Here is a 15,622-nt window from a genome sequence, read left to right as displayed (position 1 = left end):
CCCGCCAGACATGAACGACACGTGAACACGCCATTCAGGATCGATTCAGTCAGCCGAATCCAGAATGCGTCCCAGGGTCGGATCAGCGGCCTGAATTCAACATGACTGAGGAGTAGACCATGAAAAACAACAGCCTTCTTGCCGCCATCGTGATGAGTGCCAGCTTCGTGGCCGCGGGCAGTGCCCTGGCCCAGGCGCCGCAACCCAATGCCGAACGCCCTGCCGCAAGCGCCGGCAGCGAATGGCTGGGCGCACAGGACATCGTGCAGCGACTGGAAGCGGCGGGCTACCGCAACTTCGAGGAAGTGGAGCGCAAATCCACCGGCTACCGCGTCAAGGCCACGGATTCCAACGGACAGCGCGTGAAACTCCACGTCGATCCGCTCACCGGCAAGGTCATGAACGACCAGTGGCTGGATGCACAGGCAATCCTCAGCCGCCTGGCCGAAGCCGGCTACAGCAATTTCACCGAGGTCGAGCGTGAATCCGACGGCTACGAGGTCAAGGCCACCGACGCGCAGGGCCGGCACGTGGAACTGGACGTGCATCCGATCACCGGCGAGGTCGTGAAAATCGAGGTCAAGCACGGCAAGCAGCGCTGAGGCATCAGGGCATCGGCCAAGCCAACGCCGGCCGATGCCCTGCCGCTGATTTGTCACAATCCTCACACACGGGAAACTCGTGCAGCGGATTGCGCTCGCAACTGAATGATCGACGTACTCGTGAAACTGCTGAACTGGTTCTTCAACACCTTCGAACGCCGCTGGGGCCTGCATATGGGTCGCAAGCCCGCGCCGCGCGGGAAAAGCTGCCCGGCATGCGGCGGTGAGGGCATTCTGGCGGACAGCGGGGACGTGTGCCCGGGCTGTCAGGGCAGCGGAAGGGTCGACACCTGAAACGCCATCAGGTGGTCACAGGGTGACATCGCCCGCCGGCAGCTCGACATCCACACCCAACCCGCCCAGCGGCGAGGCGCCGAAGCGCAGGTTGCCGCCATGCAGTTCGACCACGCGCAACGCAATCGACAACCCCAGCCCGGCGCCGCCGCCTTCGTCCAAGCGGCAGAAGCGCTCCGTCAAGCGCGCGCGATCAGTCTCCGGCACGCCTGCGCCATCATCTTCCACGCTGAGCCGCAAGATGCCGTCGCCCCGCTCCAGGCTCACCCGGATACGCCCACCCTTGGGCGCATGACGAATGGCGTTGCCGACCAGATTGCGCACCAGCGTGCCGATGCCGGCGGCGTCACACGGCAGGCGCAAGCCGGCCTGCTCGTCGGCGATGTAATCAAGCTCCTGATGGCGCGCGAGCGCGAGCGGCGTGAGCTCGGCCAGCTCCTCACGCACCACCACACCCAGATCATGTTCCGTGCGCGCCATGCCGGCGGCGCCGGGCTCCAGACGAGCCAGCGTTAGCAACTGCTCGACCACACGGGTGGCACGCTCGACCCCGCCGCCGAGGGCGCGCAGTGAGTGGGCGCGATCTTCGGGGTCCGCCGCATCCACCGCGTTCTGCGCCTGAATGCGCAGCACCGCGAGCGGCGTGCGCAACTCGTGCGCAGCATCGGCGAGAAAGCGCTTTTCGCGTTCGAGCACCGTATCGACCTGAGCCAGCAGACGATTGAGCGCAGCAATCACGGGCTCGAGCTCGGCCGGTAGCGGGGCCATCGACATCGGCGCAAGGTTGTCGGCATCGCGCGAGCGGATGGTGCTGACCATGCGCTGCAGTGGCGCCAAGCCCCACCCCACCGCCAGCCACACCAGCAGCGCGATCAGCGGCAGGCCGATCAAGTCGGGCACCAGCCCGCGCAGCGTGATGCTGCCGACCATTTCACCGCGCACGTCGTCACGCTCCCCGACGATCACCCAACGCGTGCCGATTTCGTCGGGCAGCACGAACACCCGCCAGCCATGCCGGCCACCGAGCTCGACATTGCGGTACCCCCCGAGCTGGCCACCCAGTTCGTTCAACGCCTGTCCGACCGGCATGCCGTCAGGCCGGCCGGCCTGCTGCAACAGGCTGGTCAGCAGGCCCGCCGGCGCGCTGGCCGATTCAAGTAGTGTCGCACCCTCACCATCGACCAACTGGAACATCAGGCGCCGCTCGTAATGGTGGCCGGGGCGGCCCTCCCGGGCGCTGCTTGCGGCATCGTCGAGCACGCGTTGGAGCACGGCGCGCTCGCCCCCATCAACATCGTGCGTGACCAGGCCCAGCACCAGCCGGGCACTCTGCGCCAACTGCGCGTCGAACAACTCTTCGATCTCGTGGCGCGCATCGCGATAGCCCTTGTAGGCCAGCAGCGTCATCGAGACGCCCAACAGGGTGAGCACCAGCACCAGCGTGCGCGAACGGATGGAGCGCATCAGGCCTTGTCCACCAGATAGCCGATGCCGCGCACGGTGCGAATCAGGTCGCTGGAAAACTTGCGCCGCAGGTGATGCACATGGACTTCCAGCGCATTGCTTTCGACGTCTTCATCCCAGCCGTACAGCACCTGCTGCAGCTTGTCGCGCGTGAATACGCGGCCGGGCTGGCTGAGCAGTTCGTGCAGCAGCAGGAATTCCTTGGGGGTCAGCGACACCGGCGTGTCGTCCAGGGTAACCGCCTGGGAGGCCGGATCGAGCGAGATGTTGCGATACACCAGCGCCGGCTGCGGGCGGTTGAAACTGCGCCGCAACAATGCGCGCAGCCGAGCCTTGAGCTCGGCCACGTCGAAGGGCTTGACGAGGTAGTCGTCCGCCCCGGCGTCCAGCCCGGCAATGCGGTCGGAAGTCGCATCGCGTGCGGTGAGCACCAGCACCGGCAGCGGGTTGCCCGCCGCACGCAGCGCGCGCAGCACCTCCAGCCCATCCATGCGCGGCAGGCCGAGGTCGAGAATGGCGATGTCGAAGCTCTCGGTAGAGAGCGCATGCAAGGCACTGCGGCCGTCCTGCAACCAATCGACGGCGTAGCGCTCGGGTTTGAGGGCAACGCGTATGCCCTCGCCCAGATCCTGATCATCCTCGACCAGCAGTACCCGCATCCCCTCTCCCCGGCTCGTGGCGTGTTGAAACGCCGCGTCAGTTCAACTGCTGATTCACCTTCGCCAGCAGCGCGGTGATCTCGGCGCGGCGGCCGTCGTCGGCCACTTCACGCCCCGGCCGCGCGGCAGCGGCCTGCGCGCGCAGCAAGGCCACGCGCGATTCATCATAGCGCTTCTCGCGGAACAGCAAATCGCCATAGAAATAGTTGGGGTCGATGCCATCGGGGTTGAGTTCCAGCGCCTTCTTCAGCAAGGCTTCGGCGCGCTTGTCGTCGCGAAAGGCAATCGGCCAGCCGGGTACCTGGTAATACAGCGAGCCGAGGCTGGTATAGGCCGAGCCGTCCAGCGCCGACGGGTCGAGCTCAAGCGCGGCTTCGAGGTTGGCACGCGCCTGTTTAACCAGATCGAGCGCCCCCAGACCACCCTTCTCACGTGCCCAACTGGCCTGGATGATGCCGTGCCAGATCAACAGCTCGGCCGAGGCCGGAGCATCGGCCAGCGCCTCACGCGCCTCGGCATCCAAGCGCTCGAAGGCAGCCTCGCGCTCACCCTGCGGCGTGCGGTAGTTGATGGCCGCCCAGCTCTGCTGCAGATACTCCAGGCGCTGCGTGCCGCGCTCATCGAGCGCGAAGGCCGACAGATTCCACAGGCAGGCAGTCACCAGCAGCACGTTTCGGATGGTCTTTTTCATGGGGAAGTCCTTTCGATCGAAGGGTCACGGGCAAAACGCAGGATGGTCGGCAAGCGGCGCCGCAGGGCTTGATCGACGCAGCGCGGCAGCAAGCCGTTGAGCCGCACGAACAAACGCTCGGGCCAACCGATGTAGGTTTCTTCGCGGCCACTGCGCAGTGCGGCATGAACTACTGCGGCAACTCGCTCGGGCGGGTCCATGGCCACTTCGAGATCACGGTTCATGGCCACCAGACGGTCGGGGTTCATGGACGTCTGCGTTGCGCGCGGCGCCACGTAGAGCACGCGGATGCGCGTGTCGGCAAGCTCGCGACGCAGCGCCTCGGACAGACCGCGCAGCGCGAACTTGCTGGCGCAGTAGCCCACGAAACCGGGGTGGCCGATGGAGCCGAGGGTGGATCCGACATTCAGGATCACCGCTTCGTCAGCCTCGCGCAGCAAGGGCAGCAGGCGCCGCGTGAGCTGCAGCACGGTGGTCACGTTGGTGTCGATCAGGGCCGCCAGGGTGGCATCGTCCTGTTCGTCGAGCAGCCCGAAACCGCCCGCCCCGGCGCATTGCACCAGCCCGTCCAGACCACCCCACAGGCGCGCCGCAGCCAGCACGGCATCGCGCCCCTGTGCCGTGGTGAGGTCGGCGCACACGGCACGCACCCGCCCCGGCGCCAGTTCAACCAGTTCGTCGAGCGGCGCCTGCCGCCGGCCGACCACCAGCAAGCGCGCGCCCTCCGCCGCCAGACGCACGGCCAGTTCGCGCCCGATGCCGCCGCTGGCTCCGGTGATGACGAAGCGCTTGTTGTCGATGTCCATGGCGCTCTCTCAGGCCGCCAGGGCGACTTTGGCGCGCGGCAACTGGCGCAGCATGTCGCCGTACAGGCGATACACCACACGCGCCGTGTGCACCACCGCTTCACGGTCGTCCGGGTGATAGAGCTTGTCCATCAGCGCGCGGAAGCCCTGTAGATGCTCGATGTCCAGCGCACCGTGCGAGCGCAGGTAGGTGAAGGCCTCGTCCGGCAGGCCCAGACGCTGCTGCACCACGTCGGCCACGCTGCTGGCCAGTTGCACGCTGGTGCCTTCGAGCACCAGCACCATGCCGAACACGCTGACCGGGCTGACGCGCGCGATGCGGTCATGCACGTAGCTCACCAGCAGCTCGATGGGCATCGACGGCTCACCCTCGCGCACCTGGCGCACGTCGGCCCCGCAGGCGCGCAGATCATCGAGAATCCACTGTTCGTGGCCGGCCTCTTCTTCGATGTAATCCACCACCGGCATGCGCAGCCAATCGAGGCGGTCGGGCAAACGTGCGCCGCAGGCCATCAGCAGCGGCACGGTGTGACGCACGTGGTGATAGGCGTTGGCCAGGAAGGCGATGTAGCTGTCGCGCGTGATGCGCCCTTCGGCCAGGTCGTTGAGGATCGGCGCATCGAACAGGTAGTCGCGTTCGGCGGTGGTGCGCTCGATCAGGCTGTCATGGAAGTTCATGTCGGTTCTCCTTGCAGGACGGGGGATTGGAAGGACGCGATCACCTCGCGGTAGCGCTCGGCAAGCACGTCCCGGCGCAGGCGACCGTTGTCGGTCGCCAGACCATTGGCTGGCGTGAAGAAGTCCGGCGCGCGCAGCCAGCGATGCACACGCATGTAGTCGGGCAACTCGCGATTGACGGCTGCCACGACAAGTTCGATTTCGTGGTCGGATACGTCCGGGCGGCGCGGCACGAGCAGCGCGAAGTTCTGCGGCAGGGCCTCTCCGTACAACCAAGCCTGCGCGATCGGCGCCTGCCCGGTCAGCTCGGCCTCGACCCACTCGGGCGACACGTTGCGCCCCCAGCCCGTGATGAACAGATGCTTCTTGCGGCCGTTCAACTTCACTCGGCCGGCAGCGTCGATGGCGCCCAGATCACCGGTGGCCAGCCATTCACCTTCCAGCGGCGCTTCACCCAGATAACCCAGCATGTGCGGGCCACGTACCAGCAGCTCGCCATCGTCGGCCACGCGCACTTCACAGTGCGGCAGAGGCTGCCCCACCGTGCCGATCGAGCCGACGCGGCTGGCAGACGGCGTGCTCAGGCACACCACCGAAGCGCATTCCGACAAGCCATACCCCTCGAACACCGGCAGGCCGACGGCACCGGCACGCTGCAGCAAGGCCGGCGCGGCATGGGCACCGCCCACCGCCACGAAGCGCAGCGAATCCGGCCCGTGCGCACCGTTCTCGAGCGCCGTCACCACCTCCTTGAGCATTTGCGGGGTGAGGATGATGCTGCTCGGGCTGCGACTGCGCAGCCGTTCGAGCAGGCACACGGCGTCGAGCCGGCTCGACCCGCTGATGCCGAGTTCGGCCAGCGGTGCCAGATCGACTTCGATTCCGGTCAGCAACGGGGCGTACAGGCCGGCGATGTTCTCGAGCAGCACCGACAGCGGCAGCACCGACATGTGGCGGGTCACCCGTGCCTCGGTGGTGGCAACGCGCAGGCTGTCGGCCACCGCAAGCTGGGTATCGATATCCAGACATACGCCTTTGGGACGCCCGGTGGTGCCCGAAGTGAAGGTGATCTTGGCCGTGCCGGGATGTACGGACGGCGCATCGCACGGCGGGCGCAGCGCAATGCGCCCGTCGTCCGAATGGAAGCCGGCCGGCTCAAGCGCCGAGACGTCGCGCCCGATCACGCAATCCACCCCCGCCGCATTGAGCACGTGACGTTTCTGCTGGGGCGAAAAAAACGCTGGCAAGGGCACGGACACCAAGCCGGCGTGCAGCAGCGCCAAGTCCCACAAAGCCCAGTCCAGCCCGTTGTCGAGCGCCACCGCAACACGCCGGCATCCGAGCCGGCGCAGGCGAGCGGAGCGCACGATGACGAGTTCCATCACTTCACCGCCGTCCAGGCGCATGTCGCCCTCGCGCAGCACCGTCTTGTTGCGGCGCCGGGCAATCGCGGCAAACAGAGTCTCAAGCCGTGAGGACATGATTTCCCTCCTGCATGGCGTTTGCCGGGCCACGACGCAGCAAGGAGGCACAGCCCTCCTCGATGCGCCCCGCCATCACGCACGGGCGGTGCGCGTAGTAACTGCCCCAATCGGCCGCTTCAGCGCCAAGTCGCCCGGGGTCGGCTTCGGTCAGCCGCAGCGGCGCAAGGCCAAGGCGATGGAAGGAGTTGCGCAGCAAGTCCGTGCCGGTGAATACCACCCAGTCATAGCCTGCTGCGGCCAATCGGGCGGTCAGCGGCACCAGCAAGGCGCGCACCCCCGATGTTCCGGCCACCGCGAGATTACCGACCTCGATGATGCGACTACGCTCGACCGCCTGGCCATGCGCGGCAGCCAGCACCTGCTCGATCGGCTGATCAAGGTAGCGCTCAAGGAACAAAGGGCCTGAATCGGCCGGACACAAACCGACGACCGCACGCAGATTGGCATCGACGTCGACCAGCCCGTGCAACTCCGGCATGAAACGCGAGACGTGCGCGCCGAAGCGGTCGGCAAAACGCCGCGCCACGAAGCGCTCGAACGGCTTGCGCAGCATCGAACCGCGGCGCGACACGATCCAGCAGGCGGCGTCCGCCTGGCTGGCGTCGGGTAGGAATCGGGAAGGGCACATGGGCTTCACTCCGTTGAACACGGAACCGATTCTCGAAGCCGATTCTTAGGGAAATCTTAAGACTGGCGAATATGCAAACAAAAAGGCCCGGGGATCACTCCACCGGGCCCGAACGCCGCCCTGCACGGGCGGCGGGAGGGGACAGCCGCTTACTTCTTGCCGTAGAACACGTAATCGGCTTCGTACTTCACGGTCATTTCCTTGCCAGCCGAACCCTTGTCGCAGGTTGCCGACGGGGCCACACCACCCTTGGTGTTCAGGCGCTGGATGTAGGTCGTGCCTTCAAGCACGCCCGAGCCCATCGCCGGCTGAGTCTGCACCAGTTGCAGCGGGATGTTGCCACTGCCGTTGGGCGCAACGGCCAACTGCTTGCCGGTCACCTTCGAGCCGTCATTGGCTTCCCAGGTCGGGCCACCGTAGTACTTGCCGATGACCTTGTCGTCCTTGTCATACAGCTTGGCATCGGGTGCACCGAACACCCAGCCGTAGGCGCCAGCCTGATCGGCTTTCTCTTTGCAGATGTAGGTGATTTCACCCTTGCCCACTGACCACAGAGTCATCTCGGCGCCGGCAGGGGCGCGAACCGGCTCAGGCAGGGCTGCGTTGTCGACCATGGCGAAGGCAGACGTGGCGGAAACAACCAGCGAAGCGGAAACAATCGAGCGGATAACGGACATGTGACTCTCCTTGCAAGTGGATGAGACGAAAAATGAACGGTCCCGCACAGCGGGTACCTGTCTTGCATTACGCAGCCGGACCCCGAATGGATGCATGCCGGATGCGTGGAACTTGTAACAAGGCATCTCGCCGCATCCGGCTCGGCATTGGCTGCGTAGTACGGAAGAGAAGCCGTGAAGACGGCAACAAGACGGTCGCCTAACGGCGCGCCTGGCTCTAAGATGGCGGATTGAGGACATGACGGCGGACAGCACCCGGTGCATTCGGACTCCGACGACGGACAACACGACGGCGAGACTCACCCCGCCGACGAAGCCGCGGACGCGTTCCACGCTGCCATGGATGAAGGCGCTCGCACCGAGCGGCTGCAAGCGCTTGATGAAACCGCGCTGTGTGCCCTGCTCGCCCGCATCGTCGAACGTGACGAAGACGCCCTCGCCAGCTTGTACGATGCTCTGCTGGGCCGCATCCACGGCCTGGCGCTGCGCATCGTGCGCCGCCCGGAGCTTGCCGAAGAAGTGGCCGAAGACGTCTTCTGGCAGGTCTGGCGTCAGGCGCCGCGTTTCGACCCCTCGCGTGGAAGCGCCATGGCATGGATAACCACCATGGCCCGCTCCCGCGCGCTCGATGCACTGCGCCGCAGCGCGTCGCCGGAAGTGCACGACGACGAGGCTCTGAGCGCCACGGCCGACGAGGACGGCGGCGAATCGCCTTTCGATGCCCTGGTGGCCATCCACGAGCACGCCCAGTTGCACTGTGCGCTGGCCGCGCTGGATGCACAGCCACGCCAATTGCTGGCATTGGCGTTCTTCCGTGGCCTCTCGCACGAGGAAATTGCGCTGCACACCGATTTGCCGCTGGGTACGGTGAAATCGCAAATCAGGCGCAGCCTGCAGACCTTGCGCCGCACCATGGACGAAGGCATGCGGTACGGGGGTATTCAATGAGCGACGATCGCGAGCAGCAAGAGCTGATCGATCTCTTCGCCCCCGCCCTGCGTGAAACGCCGCCCGCGGCAGCGCGCCAGGCCGTGCTGCGCCAGCGCCTGATGGCGCGCGTGGCCGCCAGCGTCAGCGCCCATGCCGGGCAGCGCACCGTGCGTACACACCACGGCAGCTGGCGCACGATCAAGTCGGGCGTGCGCGCCAAGACATTGCTCGACGGCGTGCACGGCACCTCGGTGCTGATCGAACTGGCGCCGGGCGCCAGCTTGCCGCCGCACCGCCACCGCCATCTCGAGGAAGGCATCGTGCTGCAAGGCTCGATGCAGATGGGCGAGCTCGACCTCGGCCCCGGCGATTACCACGTCTCCGCACCGGGCAGCCGCCACGCCACCATCACATCGCGTGACGGATGCCTGACGTATCTGCGCGGCAGTTCGCTGGGCAGCACCGTCGGCGTGGTGATGGAGTTGCTGGGCGGCCTGTGGCCCGGCGATGGTGAACCGCCCATCACCATCACCATCGATGCCGGCCGGTGGCAGCCCATCGCCGAGGGCGTCGAAGAGAAACGCCTGTGGCACGACGACGAGCGCGTTTCACGCTTCATCCGCCTTGCCCCGGGCGCTCGCCTGCCGGCGATTCACTGCACCCGCGACACCGAATTCCAGCTGGTGTCAGGTGAGGTGTTTTGCGGCGACATCCTGCTGTGCAAGCAGGATTTTCACGTGCTGGACGCCGGCTCCAAGCTCGAAGAACTGACAAGCGACGTCGGTGGCGTGCTGTTCATCCACGGGCGCTTCGACTGAGCGCTACGAGCGGGCCTTTCAGGGCTGCAGATCGAACAACGCCTTGCACGACTCCGGCTCGAAAGGCACCGAGCAGTGATCGTGCGCGATCTTCCATTCATCCCCCACGCGCCGGTAGCAGGCCGTGCCGCGCATCCAGCTCGAATGCGTGGTGCCGTCAGGCAAGGTCGCGCCGCAATGCATCAGAAAGCGGGCGAAGGCGATATCGCCCCCACCCGTTTCCACATGCACATCTTGCACGCGGAACACCATGTCGCCGGGGCACTGCGCCATGCAAGACGCCCAATGCGCCCGCCATGCATCCAGCCCGCGGATCTGCAGCGGGCCGATGGCGTCGAACGACACCACGTCCTGCACGTACAGCGAAGTAACGCGCGCCACGTCGCGATGCAGCGCGGCATCCACCCAGGTGTCGATCACGGCACGGATGGCCGCTTCATCGTTACGGGTATTCATGTTCGTCTCCTCGAAGGATCGGCAGGGCGAAATGCCCGGCCTGCACACCCTAGTCGAACAACGGCCAAGCATTTCGACAGGCTCAGCGAAGTTCGGCCAGACGCCGCTCGATGTGCCTGCGCTCGGGCTCGGTGCGCGCCAAGGCCAGCGCGCTGTGCCACGCCGCCACCGCCTCGGCATAACGACCGAGGCGGCTGTTGAGTTCGGCGCGCGCGACGTGCAGCGGGTGATAGTCCGCCAGATCGCCGCGCTCATTAATCGCCTCGACCAAAGCCAAGCCGGCTTCCGGGTCATCACGCATGGCCACCGCCACGGCGCGATTAAGCTCCACCACCGGTGAAGGCTCCGCCCGCAAAAGCACGTCGTACAGACCGACGATCTGCGCCCAGTCGGTGTCTGTTGCGCACGGCGCCTCGACGTGAACGGCGGAGATGGCAGCCTGCAGGCAGTAGGGGCCGAAGCGACGGGACGACAGCGCTGCCTCGACCAGCGCGCAGCCCTCGGCGATCAGTGCCGCATCCCAACGGCTGCGGTCTTGCGCGTCGAGCAGCACCAGATCGCCGCAGGCGTCGGTGCGCGCGTCACGACGGGATTCGTGCAGCAGCATCAACGCCAGCAGCCCCACGGCTTCGGGCTCGGGCAGCAGGCCGCACAACAGCCGGCCGAGGCGGATGGCCTCCGCAGACAGATCGGCGCGCGTCAGCGCCTCGCCTGACGACGGCGCATAGCCCTCGTTGAACACCAGGTAGATCACGCGCAGCACGCTGGCGAGGCGCTCCGGCAACTCCTGCGCCTCGGGCACGCGATACGGGATTCGCGCATCGCGAATCTTGCTTTTGGCACGCACGATGCGCTGCGCCAGCGTGGGCGCCGGCACCAGGAAGGCACGCGCGATCTCTTCGGTGGTGAGCCCGCACACCTCGCGCAGCGTCAGCGCGATCTGCGCCTCGGGCGCCAGCGCCGGGTGACAGCAGGTGAAGATCAGGCGCAGCGGGTCGTCGTCAAGCAACTCCGGCTCGGGCGGATCAAGGCTGGCCGGGTCGGCCTCGGCGTCTGGGTCTTCCAGCGCCTCGAAGCGCCGCGCACGGCGCAGCCCGTCGATGGCGCGGAAACGCCCGGTGGAAACCAGCCACGCCGCCGGATTGGCGGGGATACCGTCACGTGGCCATTGCTCCAGGGCAGCGCGAAAGGCCTCGTGCAAGGCCTCTTCGGCCACGTCGAAGTCACCCAACAGACGGATCAACGTGGCCAGCACGCGCCGCGATTCGGAGCGATACACCCTTTCGACCTGCGCACGGGCGCGCGTGGCGACGTCCCCGATCATGGCCGCGCTTCAGGGGCCGGGCGGATTGCAACCGAATTCATCGGCGGCGCGCTGCAACTCGTCGGGCGCCACGTCCCGCACGTGCTGCGCGAACGACCAGCGGTGGCCATACGGGTCGGCCACCACGGCGTAACGATCTCCCCAGAACATGTCCTGCGGCGGCATCTGCGCAGAGCACCCGGCCGCCAATGCCTGAGCGAAAGCGGCGTCGCAATCGCTTACCGGCAGGTTCAGGGTAACGCCGCTGCCGCCCAGATCCAGTGGCGACGGGCAGCCCCACTCGGGCGCAGCTTCGCCGAGGTAGAGCACGGCATCGCCCACCGACAAGGCTGCGTGCATCAATTGGCCATTGGCGGCCTTCAGCACCATGGCGGGCGTGGCGCCAAAGGCGCGGCCGTAGAATTCGACAGCGCTCGCCGCGTCGCGGCACGCCAGGTGGGCAATCAGGGAATGGACTTGGTGGCTCATCGTGATGTCCTCAGGCGTCGGCGTTGAGTTCGCGGAGGGGGCGCACTTCGATGCTGCCCACCTCGGCCGGCGGAATGCCGGCGGCCACCTGAATGGCCGCATTGAGGTCTTCGGCCTCGATGAGGTAAAACCCCGCCAGTTGCTCGCGCGTTTCGGCGAACGGCCCGTCGGTGACCGAAACCTTGCCGCCGCGCACGCGTACGGTGGTAGCGGTCTCCACTGGCTGCAAGGCTTGCCCGGCCACGAAATGGCCGCTGGCGATGAGTTTTTCGACGTAATTCAGGCAAGGGCGGTCGCTCAGCTCGCGCATGCGGCCCTCTTCGCCATAAACCAGGCACAGGTATTTCATGATCGTCTCCGTGAAAGTGCGGGGTGCTTCCCGTACCCTAGTCGAAGCACGCGACAGCAAATCGACACCGAGCTTATTTTTTAGCACCCCATGAACCTGCCTGAACTGGAACGCCTACTCACGGTGGAAATGCCCTTCGGGAAATACAAAGGCCGGCTCATCGCCGACCTTCCCGGGCACTACCTGAACTGGTTCGCACGCGAGGGCTTTCCGCGCGGGGAGCTCGGCAAACTGCTGGCGTTGATGCAAGAGCTTGATCACAACGGCCTGCGCGAATTGCTCGACCCCCTGCGCCGCCGCGGCTGAGGGCCGCACGGCGCACGCCACGCGGCTCAATGCAGCTTTACGGACGGCCCCGTCGGCTTGCGCACGAACTCCGAAACGGTTTCGAGTGCCGTATCGCCCACCCCCTGCACCGTCATGCGGTGGCTGCGGTAGAGCATGCGATACATCATCCCCGCCATCCAGCCTTCGATGCGCAGGCCCTTGCCCTGCACCAGACCACGCAGGTTGCCGACGGTGGTCTCGTCGCCCAGCGACACCAGCGAACCGCGATTGCGGAAGCTGAACGGCTCGACCGACTCCCCGCGCATGCGCGCCGGCAAGGCCTTGGCGAGATAGCTCGCCTGCTGGTGCGCCACCTGCGCCAGTGGCGGCAGGATGCCGTCACCTTCGGCCGGCGTGGCAGCGCAATCGCCCATCACGTAGATGTTGGGGTCCTGCGTGGTGGCCAGGGTATTGGTGACCACCAGCCGGTCTGCTTTGTCGGTTTCGAGCCCGTCGAACTCGGCCAGAAGCGCAGGTGCCTTGGCACCCGCTGCCCATACGGCCAGATCAACGGGAATCACCTTGCCCGACTCGGTGTGGATCTCGTTCTGCGTGACCTTTGAAACCTTTTCATCGGTGAGCACCTCGACCTTCATGTCGTCGAGACGGCCACGCACCTCGCGTGCCAGGTCTTCCGCCAGCCCGCCCAGAATGCGCGGACCGGCTTCGATCAGGCGGATGCGCACATTGCGCTCGGGGTCGAGTCGATCCAGCCCGTACTCGGCCAGCGTCTCGATGGCGCCGTGCAGCTCCGCCGCCAATTCAACTCCCGTGGCGCCGCCACCTACGATAGTGATGCTGAGGTGGTCCGGCGAATCGCCGGGCAGCTCGTTGGCGCGGTAGCAGGTATTGATCAGACGCTGATGAAATTGCTCGGCCTCATGCGCGGTATCCAGCGTGTACATGTGGTCGGCCACGCCGGGCGTGCCGAAATCGTTGCTTACCGAGCCCACGGCAATCACCAGCGTGTCGTAGGGCACGCGCCGCGCCGGCAAGACTTGCTCGCCTTCGCTGCCGAGCACCTCGGCCACCAGAACCTCGCGGGTGAGGCGGTCGAGCCCCTCCATGGCGCCGCGGCAATATTCGAAGCCGGTGGAATGCGCCTGGTAGAGGTAGTCGATGCGCTCGTCGTGCGCGCTCATGCTGCCCGCCGCGATGGCGTGGAAGCGCGGTTTCCAGATGTGCGTGCGGTTGCGGTCGATCAGCGTCACGCGCACCCCGCCCTTTCGACCAGGCGTGCGCCCCAGGCGCGACGCCAGCTCCAGCCCCCCGGCGCCGCCGCCGACGATCACGATGCGATGAAGTGTGTCCGTAGCTTGCTCGGTCATGCAGAACCTCCCGACGTTTTGAGTGCGCTTTCGGGAACGGAGCAATCGCCACGCCCGGCCAATGCATCCATCCCTCATACGTTCACTACGATAGGCCCATGTAGCCAGGGTTCAGGTTTCAGCAAGTAAGTCGGCGAGCTCGCCCTTGAGGAAATCCCGGAAGACCCGCACACGCGCAGGGGCATCTGCACCGCCCACGCTGATGGCGTACATGCGCGCCTTCGCCACGTGCCAGTCCGGCAACACGCGCTGCAGGCGCCCGGCCGCAACGGCCGCGGCGGCCACGAGCGTAGGCAGCGCCGCAATGCCGCCGCCGTGCTCGGCCAGGCGGGACACGCTGGAGAAATCCGAACTGCGCATCACGGCACGCACGGCCACGTTTTCGCTCCGCCCGCGCCGGTCCGTCAAGCTCAACGGCAGGGCAATGGCGGTGCGCCGCGCGCCGACGAAATCGTGCTCCGCCAGATCGGCCGGAGCCTGCGGCATGCCCCGGGCCGCCAAGTAGTGCGGCGCGGCGTACAGATCTATGCTGAAGTCGGTGAGTTTCGAGGCGCGGTAACCCATGTCCGGCAGATCGCCCGGCGTGGCGCGCAGGGCGAGGTCGATGCGGTGTGCAGCAAGGTCGAGCGCCGCATCGTCGAGCAGCAGTTCAACGGTCATTGACGGATGCAACGCACGAAAGCGCACCAGCATGGCGGGCAGCACATCCACGCCGAAATCCACCGGCGCAGTGATGCGCAGGTGACCACGTGGCTCCTGGCGCGCCGTGGCCGCCGCCTCGACGGCGTCGTCAATCAAACGCAGGGATTCGCGTGCCCGGCCGAAGAACAGCGTGCCCTCTTCCGTCGGCGTCACGGCACGCGGCGTACGCGCCAGCAAGGCCACGCCGAGACGCTTCTCCAGGCGCGACACGCGCCGACTCACGCCGCCCTTGGTTTCGCCGAGCAGGCGCGCGGCGGCCGAGATGGTGCCGAACTCGACCACCGCGCAGAACGCACGCACATCCTCGAAGGCGCCGCCAAAGGTTTCCGATACATCAACCTTGTGTTCCATATCCGCCGTCTTCCGCGTTTTTTACAACCATAGCAGTCTACGCACCAGCAGCAAACAAAACACACATTCGAATCCCAGGGAGAACCCCATGAACACGCACAGCACCTCTGCTCTGGCCGGCATCGGCCGCTTCTTCGACGGCCTGTCGCACCTTTCCTACCCCATCGTGCGCATCGTCACCGGCCTGTTCCTGATGCCGCATGGCGCGCAGAAGCTGTTCGGCTGGTTCGGTGGCCACGGTCTCGAAGCCACTGGACAATTCTTCGGCACAAATCTTGGCCTGGAGCCCGGCATCCTGTTTGCCTTCCTCGCCGGTTTCGTCGAGTTCTTCGGTGGTCTGGCACTAGTACTCGGCCTGCTGACCCGCCCGGCGGCACTCGGTGTCGCGGTGTTGCTGGGTGTAGCCATCACGGTGCACCTGCCCAACGGCTTCTTCTGGAACAACGGCGGCTACGAATACCCGCTGCTGTGGGCCTTGCTGGCGGTGGCCATCCTGTTGCGCGGCGGCGGTGAAGCCTCGCTCGACCGCAAGCTGGGCCTGCCCTTCTGAACACCGGGCCGTCACCAAGCAACAAGGCCCGGACGA

The 15,622-nt window shown here is 66.3% G+C and carries 20 protein-coding genes; 6 read left to right on the top strand and 14 right to left on the bottom strand.

Going from position 1 to position 15,622, the window contains the following annotated elements:
* Window positions 1-119: 119 nt before the first annotated feature.
* A complete protein-coding gene (locus AC6H0W_RS07115; protein ID WP_497576466.1) occupies window positions 120-602 on the top strand; it encodes a PepSY domain-containing protein in 483 nt (160 codons plus the stop codon).
* Between the two features lie 105 nt (window positions 603-707).
* Window positions 708-896, top strand: coding sequence for a hypothetical protein (locus AC6H0W_RS07110; RefSeq protein ID WP_497576465.1), 189 nt, complete (start codon window positions 708-710; stop codon window positions 894-896).
* A gap of 15 nt (window positions 897-911) precedes the next feature.
* Here AC6H0W_RS07110 and AC6H0W_RS07105 read toward each other — a convergent pair whose 3' ends face one another.
* From AC6H0W_RS07105 to AC6H0W_RS07070, 8 genes are all read right to left on the bottom strand, one after another.
* A complete protein-coding gene (locus tag AC6H0W_RS07105; RefSeq protein ID WP_497576464.1) occupies window positions 912-2,360 on the bottom strand; it encodes an ATP-binding protein in 1,449 nt (482 codons plus the stop codon).
* A complete protein-coding gene (locus AC6H0W_RS07100) occupies window positions 2,360-3,019 on the bottom strand; it encodes a response regulator (RefSeq protein ID WP_497576463.1) in 660 nt (219 codons plus the stop codon). Before AC6H0W_RS07100 ends, AC6H0W_RS07105 begins: the two co-directional genes overlap by 1 nt.
* 37 nt (window positions 3,020-3,056) lie before the next feature.
* A complete protein-coding gene (locus AC6H0W_RS07095; RefSeq protein ID WP_497576462.1) occupies window positions 3,057-3,710 on the bottom strand; it encodes a tetratricopeptide repeat protein in 654 nt (217 codons plus the stop codon).
* A complete protein-coding gene (locus AC6H0W_RS07090; protein ID WP_497576461.1) occupies window positions 3,707-4,516 on the bottom strand; it encodes an SDR family oxidoreductase in 810 nt (269 codons plus the stop codon). The genes AC6H0W_RS07095 and AC6H0W_RS07090 overlap by 4 nt, the downstream gene beginning before the upstream one ends.
* Window positions 4,517-4,525: 9 nt before the next feature.
* Window positions 4,526-5,194, bottom strand: coding sequence for an iron-containing redox enzyme family protein (locus AC6H0W_RS07085; protein WP_497576460.1), 669 nt, complete (start codon window positions 5,192-5,194; stop codon window positions 4,526-4,528).
* Window positions 5,191-6,675 (bottom strand): AMP-binding protein, encoded by a 1,485-nt coding sequence (locus tag AC6H0W_RS07080; protein ID WP_497576459.1) that lies wholly within the window; start codon window positions 6,673-6,675, stop codon window positions 5,191-5,193. Before AC6H0W_RS07080 ends, AC6H0W_RS07085 begins: the two co-directional genes overlap by 4 nt.
* A complete protein-coding gene (locus AC6H0W_RS07075) occupies window positions 6,659-7,306 on the bottom strand; it encodes a thermostable hemolysin (protein WP_497576458.1) in 648 nt (215 codons plus the stop codon). Before AC6H0W_RS07075 ends, AC6H0W_RS07080 begins: the two co-directional genes overlap by 17 nt.
* 149 nt (window positions 7,307-7,455) lie before the next feature.
* Window positions 7,456-7,983, bottom strand: coding sequence for a DUF3455 domain-containing protein (locus AC6H0W_RS07070; protein ID WP_497576457.1), 528 nt, complete (start codon window positions 7,981-7,983; stop codon window positions 7,456-7,458).
* A 258-nt stretch (window positions 7,984-8,241) separates the two neighbouring features.
* Between AC6H0W_RS07070 and AC6H0W_RS07065 the strand changes: the two genes are divergently transcribed.
* Together AC6H0W_RS07065 and AC6H0W_RS07060 are read left to right on the top strand one after the other, a co-directional pair.
* Window positions 8,242-8,931 (top strand): sigma-70 family RNA polymerase sigma factor, encoded by a 690-nt coding sequence (locus tag AC6H0W_RS07065; protein ID WP_497576456.1) that lies wholly within the window; start codon window positions 8,242-8,244, stop codon window positions 8,929-8,931.
* Window positions 8,928-9,731 (top strand): cupin domain-containing protein, encoded by an 804-nt coding sequence (locus tag AC6H0W_RS07060; RefSeq protein ID WP_497576455.1) that lies wholly within the window; start codon window positions 8,928-8,930, stop codon window positions 9,729-9,731. Before AC6H0W_RS07065 ends, AC6H0W_RS07060 begins: the two co-directional genes overlap by 4 nt.
* Before the next feature lie 18 nt (window positions 9,732-9,749).
* On the opposite strand, the gene AC6H0W_RS07055 is transcribed toward AC6H0W_RS07060, so the two are convergent.
* The 4 genes from AC6H0W_RS07055 to AC6H0W_RS07040 form a co-directional block, all read right to left on the bottom strand.
* Window positions 9,750-10,187 (bottom strand): YybH family protein, encoded by a 438-nt coding sequence (locus AC6H0W_RS07055; protein WP_497576454.1) that lies wholly within the window; start codon window positions 10,185-10,187, stop codon window positions 9,750-9,752.
* An 82-nt stretch (window positions 10,188-10,269) separates the two neighbouring features.
* Window positions 10,270-11,511, bottom strand: a complete 1,242-nt coding sequence (locus tag AC6H0W_RS07050) for an RNA polymerase sigma factor (RefSeq protein WP_497576453.1) — start codon at window positions 11,509-11,511, stop codon at window positions 10,270-10,272.
* Between the two features lie 9 nt (window positions 11,512-11,520).
* The gene (locus AC6H0W_RS07045) at window positions 11,521-11,979 is read right to left on the bottom strand and encodes a VOC family protein (protein WP_497576452.1); all 459 of its coding nucleotides are present in this window, start codon (window positions 11,977-11,979) and stop codon (window positions 11,521-11,523) included.
* 10 nt (window positions 11,980-11,989) lie between these two features.
* Complete coding sequence (locus AC6H0W_RS07040) at window positions 11,990-12,328, bottom strand: YciI family protein (protein WP_497576451.1); 339 nt, start codon at window positions 12,326-12,328, stop codon at window positions 11,990-11,992.
* Window positions 12,329-12,418: 90 nt separating this feature from the next.
* Here AC6H0W_RS07040 and AC6H0W_RS07035 point away from each other — a divergent pair, with 90 nt between their 5' ends.
* Complete coding sequence (locus tag AC6H0W_RS07035; RefSeq protein WP_497576450.1) at window positions 12,419-12,634, top strand: DUF3820 family protein; 216 nt, start codon at window positions 12,419-12,421, stop codon at window positions 12,632-12,634.
* Between the two features lie 26 nt (window positions 12,635-12,660).
* Here the strand turns inward: AC6H0W_RS07035 and AC6H0W_RS07030 are convergent, their stop codons facing one another.
* The gene (locus AC6H0W_RS07030; protein ID WP_497576449.1) at window positions 12,661-13,983 is read right to left on the bottom strand and encodes an NAD(P)/FAD-dependent oxidoreductase; all 1,323 of its coding nucleotides are present in this window, start codon (window positions 13,981-13,983) and stop codon (window positions 12,661-12,663) included.
* A 111-nt stretch (window positions 13,984-14,094) separates the two neighbouring features.
* Entirely contained in the window at window positions 14,095-15,036 is a 942-nt protein-coding gene (locus AC6H0W_RS07025; protein WP_497576447.1) for a LysR family transcriptional regulator, read from the bottom strand.
* An 88-nt stretch (window positions 15,037-15,124) separates the two neighbouring features.
* Between AC6H0W_RS07025 and AC6H0W_RS07020 the strand changes: the two genes are divergently transcribed.
* Window positions 15,125-15,586 carry a DoxX family protein gene (locus tag AC6H0W_RS07020; protein WP_497576446.1) on the top strand — a complete coding sequence of 154 codons (462 nt, stop codon included), beginning with the start codon at window positions 15,125-15,127 and terminating at the stop codon, window positions 15,584-15,586.
* Window positions 15,587-15,622 lie beyond the last annotated feature (36 nt).

This window comes from Pseudazoarcus sp. NS20, assembly GCF_059703745.1.
The sequence above is the reverse complement of the archived record's forward strand: the minus strand, read 5'-3'. Positions and strand labels throughout refer to the sequence as shown.

Coding starts and splice junctions, on each gene's coding strand:
- AC6H0W_RS07115 (WP_497576466.1), top strand. CDS start 120: ATGAAAAACAACAGCCTTCTTGCCGCCATCGTGATGAGTGCCAGCTTC.
- AC6H0W_RS07110 (WP_497576465.1), top strand. CDS start 708: ATGATCGACGTACTCGTGAAACTGCTGAACTGGTTCTTCAACACCTTC.
- AC6H0W_RS07105 (WP_497576464.1), bottom strand. CDS start 2,360: ATGCGCTCCATCCGTTCGCGCACGCTGGTGCTGGTGCTCACCCTGTTG.
- AC6H0W_RS07100 (WP_497576463.1), bottom strand. CDS start 3,019: ATGCGGGTACTGCTGGTCGAGGATGATCAGGATCTGGGCGAGGGCATA.
- AC6H0W_RS07095 (WP_497576462.1), bottom strand. CDS start 3,710: ATGAAAAAGACCATCCGAAACGTGCTGCTGGTGACTGCCTGCCTGTGG.
- AC6H0W_RS07090 (WP_497576461.1), bottom strand. CDS start 4,516: ATGGACATCGACAACAAGCGCTTCGTCATCACCGGAGCCAGCGGCGGC.
- AC6H0W_RS07085 (WP_497576460.1), bottom strand. CDS start 5,194: ATGAACTTCCATGACAGCCTGATCGAGCGCACCACCGCCGAACGCGAC.
- AC6H0W_RS07080 (WP_497576459.1), bottom strand. CDS start 6,675: ATGTCCTCACGGCTTGAGACTCTGTTTGCCGCGATTGCCCGGCGCCGC.
- AC6H0W_RS07075 (WP_497576458.1), bottom strand. CDS start 7,306: ATGTGCCCTTCCCGATTCCTACCCGACGCCAGCCAGGCGGACGCCGCC.
- AC6H0W_RS07070 (WP_497576457.1), bottom strand. CDS start 7,983: ATGTCCGTTATCCGCTCGATTGTTTCCGCTTCGCTGGTTGTTTCCGCC.
- AC6H0W_RS07060 (WP_497576455.1), top strand. CDS start 8,928: ATGAGCGACGATCGCGAGCAGCAAGAGCTGATCGATCTCTTCGCCCCC.
- AC6H0W_RS07055 (WP_497576454.1), bottom strand. CDS start 10,187: ATGAATACCCGTAACGATGAAGCGGCCATCCGTGCCGTGATCGACACC.
- AC6H0W_RS07050 (WP_497576453.1), bottom strand. CDS start 11,511: ATGATCGGGGACGTCGCCACGCGCGCCCGTGCGCAGGTCGAAAGGGTG.
- AC6H0W_RS07045 (WP_497576452.1), bottom strand. CDS start 11,979: ATGAGCCACCAAGTCCATTCCCTGATTGCCCACCTGGCGTGCCGCGAC.
- AC6H0W_RS07040 (WP_497576451.1), bottom strand. CDS start 12,328: ATGAAATACCTGTGCCTGGTTTATGGCGAAGAGGGCCGCATGCGCGAG.
- AC6H0W_RS07035 (WP_497576450.1), top strand. CDS start 12,419: ATGAACCTGCCTGAACTGGAACGCCTACTCACGGTGGAAATGCCCTTC.
- AC6H0W_RS07030 (WP_497576449.1), bottom strand. CDS start 13,983: ATGACCGAGCAAGCTACGGACACACTTCATCGCATCGTGATCGTCGGC.
- AC6H0W_RS07025 (WP_497576447.1), bottom strand. CDS start 15,036: ATGGAACACAAGGTTGATGTATCGGAAACCTTTGGCGGCGCCTTCGAG.
- AC6H0W_RS07020 (WP_497576446.1), top strand. CDS start 15,125: ATGAACACGCACAGCACCTCTGCTCTGGCCGGCATCGGCCGCTTCTTC.